The sequence below is a fragment of the Roseovarius sp. EC-HK134 genome (assembly GCF_902498815.1).
In the GTDB taxonomy this organism is placed as follows: domain Bacteria; phylum Pseudomonadota; class Alphaproteobacteria; order Rhodobacterales; family Rhodobacteraceae; genus Roseovarius; species Roseovarius mucosus_A.
On the sequence record NZ_LR701541.1, the window covers coordinates 1 to 2,755 of the forward strand.

5 protein-coding genes are annotated in these 2,755 nt (G+C 61.0%); all 5 read left to right on the forward strand.

Translation table 11 applies throughout. The features are described from left to right. Window positions 1-189 (forward strand): IS66 family insertion sequence element accessory protein TnpB (tnpB, locus tag GC127_RS01290; protein WP_199861149.1); only part of this gene is annotated, 189 nt, incomplete at its 5' end. A gap of 37 nt (window positions 190-226) precedes the next feature. Next, the gene (locus GC127_RS01295; RefSeq protein WP_151976037.1) at window positions 227-580 is read left to right on the forward strand and encodes a transposase; all 354 of its coding nucleotides are present in this window, start codon (window positions 227-229) and stop codon (window positions 578-580) included. Then, entirely contained in the window at window positions 577-924 is a 348-nt protein-coding gene (gene tnpB / locus GC127_RS01300) for an IS66 family insertion sequence element accessory protein TnpB (protein ID WP_151976038.1), read from the forward strand. The genes GC127_RS01295 and tnpB (GC127_RS01300) overlap by 4 nt, the downstream gene beginning before the upstream one ends. Before the next feature lie 62 nt (window positions 925-986). Then, entirely contained in the window at window positions 987-2,603 is a 1,617-nt protein-coding gene (locus tag GC127_RS01305; RefSeq protein ID WP_151976039.1) for an IS66 family transposase, read from the forward strand. Continuing rightward, window positions 2,561-2,755, forward strand: a 195-nt coding sequence (tnpB, locus tag GC127_RS23315; RefSeq protein WP_368074201.1) for an IS66 family insertion sequence element accessory protein TnpB, incomplete at its 3' end; no start/stop codon positions are given. The genes GC127_RS01305 and tnpB (GC127_RS23315), both read left to right, overlap by 43 nt.

Sequence of the window (2,755 nt, forward strand, 5' to 3'; positions counted from 1 at the left end):
GGTCTTGGGCGTGATCCGCATGCGGGTGAGATTTTTTGCTTCCGGGGTCGCAAAGGTGATCTGGTGAAGCTGCTCTGGCATGACGGGGTTGGAATGTCGCTGTATGTGAAACGGCTTGAGGCAGGTAGTAACCGCGCCATTGGGACCGCCTGCCTGACCTTGGCGTCCTGCTCTAAGACACGTGTTTAGCGACGTCGCTTGCGACGTGTCTTATGGGGGATCAGCGATGCGGGGCGAAATTCTGGGGATTGAGCGGCGGCGACTTTGGCGTGATGAGGACAAGCTCGAGATGGTCCTGTCGGTTGGGGTTGGCGGGGCGACAGTGACGCAGGTGGCGCAACGCCACGAGGTGACCCGGCAGCAGATTTACAAATGGCGGCATGAGCTGAAGAAGAAGGGTCTGTGGTCGCCTGATGCCGGGGCGCTTTTCTTTCCGTTGGACATGCCAGTGACGGCTGCTGAGGCGCCTCCAGCGATTGCGGTTGAATTGCGCCTGCGGGGTGGGCGTAGTTTGCACTTTGACAGCACTGTGGACCCGGCCACGCTGATCTCCCTGATCCGTGCGGTGGACGCCGCATGATCGGGCCTGGGACTGGCGTGCGTGTGTATCTGGCCTGCGGTGTCACGGACATGCGCAAGGGGATCGCGGGGCTGGCGGCATTGGCGCAAGACGTCCTGCATCAGCAGCCCGCCAGTGGCGCGGTGTTTGCATTCCGTGGGCGCCGGGGGGATCGGATCAAGTTGCTCTATTGGGATGGCCAGGGGTTTTGCCTTTATTACAAAGTGCTTGAGCGCGGACGCTTTCCTTGGCCGAGTGCTGCGAATGGGTCGATACGGCTGACCTCTGCGCAGCTTGCGATGCTGTGGGAAGGGATCGACTGGCGGCGTCCCGATTGGGGCGCTCCGCCTGCGCGTGTCGGATGATTTTGCGCGCCCATTAGCTTTATTTATATGGTGCTTTGGCCTGACTTTTGGTAGTCAGTTGCATGTCAAGTATTGTCGAAAATCTGCCTGATGATCCCGCCGAATTGAAGGCGATGATCGCGGTATTGCAGGCAGAAAACGCCAAGATATCGGCCACGTTGCGCGTCCATGATCAGTTGGTTCAGGCGCTTCGTTTGCGGATCGCCAAGTTACAGAAACTGGCCTTCGGTAAGTCCTCGGAAAAGGTTGAGCGCGAGATCGAGCAGTTGGAACTGGCGCTCGAAGACCTGCTGGTAGCGGTGGCTGAGGAAGATGATGCGCCCATCGACGAAGGGCGGGATGAACCGTCACCGGAAGCTGCCGATGCACCCGCTTTGCGCCGCCGCCCACGTGTCTCGGATACGACCCCGCGCGAGCGGCGTGAACTGGACCCCGGCACATGCTGCCCTGACTGCGGCGGCGACCTGCGCGTGGTAGGCGAGGATGTCAGCGAATTGCTGGACATGATCGCCGCCCAAATGAAGGTGATCCAGATCGCCCGGATCAAGAAATCCTGCCGCCGCTGCGAGCGGATGGTGCAGGAGTCGGCCCCCAGTCGTCCGATCCCGGGCAGCATGGCGGGGCCGAACCTGCTTGCGCATGTGCTGGTCTCCAAATTTGACGATCACCTGCCTTTGTATCGTCAGCACGAGATCTTCGCGCGTATGGGGGCAGACATCCCCGAAAGCACGCTGGTTGGTTGGTGTGGCCGCGCCATGAAGACCCTGTCGCCGCTGATCGAACGGATCGAGGCTGACATCATGGCCAGCGACCTGTTGCACGCAGATGACACGCCGATCCGGGTGCTGGACCGGTCATTGCGCGACAAGGGGCTTGGCAAAGGTGTTAGGCAAGGCCGGATCTGGGCCTATGTGCGCGATCAACGCCCTTGGGCGGGGGCATCGCCACCGGGTGCTGTCTATCGCTTTGCGCCAGACTGGAAGGAAGAGCATGTTCTCGGCCATCTGGCCAACGCCCGCGGCATCCTCCAGGCCGATGGTTACAAGGGCTATGCCAAGCTCTACGCGCCTGAACCCGATGGCACAGCCCGTTTGAGCGAGGCGGCCTGTTGGGCCCACCTACGACGCGACTTCCATGACTTCTGGACCTCTACGAAGTCCGAGATCGCCCGCGAGGCGCTCGACCGGATCGGCAAGTTCTACGACATCGAGCGCGACATCAACGGTCAGCCCGCTGACGTCCGCCATGCGGCGCGGCAAAAGCTGAGCCGACCAAAGGTCGAAGCCTTCTTTGCCTGGTCCGAACAGCAACTCCTGCGCATTCCAGGCAAAAGCGATCTGGCCAAGGCCTTCCGCTATGGCATCAGTCGGCAGGAGGCCTTCAGCCTGTTCCTGACCGACGGTCGCGTGGCCATTGACAACAACCCCGCTGAGCGCGCCCTGCGCCCGATTGGAATAGGACGGAAGAATTGGTTATTCGCAGGGGCCGACACCGGTGCGGAAACCCTGTCCCGCGCAATGACCATCATCGAGACCGCTAAACTTAACGGCCTCGACCCGCTGGCATATCTCGCTGACATCCTCGACCGCATCCATGATCACAAGATCAACCGGCTGGATGAACTGCTGCCCTGGCATTGGGCACCACTGGTATCTGTGACGGACAGTCAAGCCGCATAACCTGCGGTATCAACGGGGCGCTTACGGCAGGTAAGTTCATTTGGCCTGTGAGCCAGGGCGGCACGGCGGTGGCGATATCATCCGCCCAGCTTGGCTATCTTCTGGAAGGGATCGACTGGAGAAATCCGCGCTGGACGCAAAGGCCGAGAACG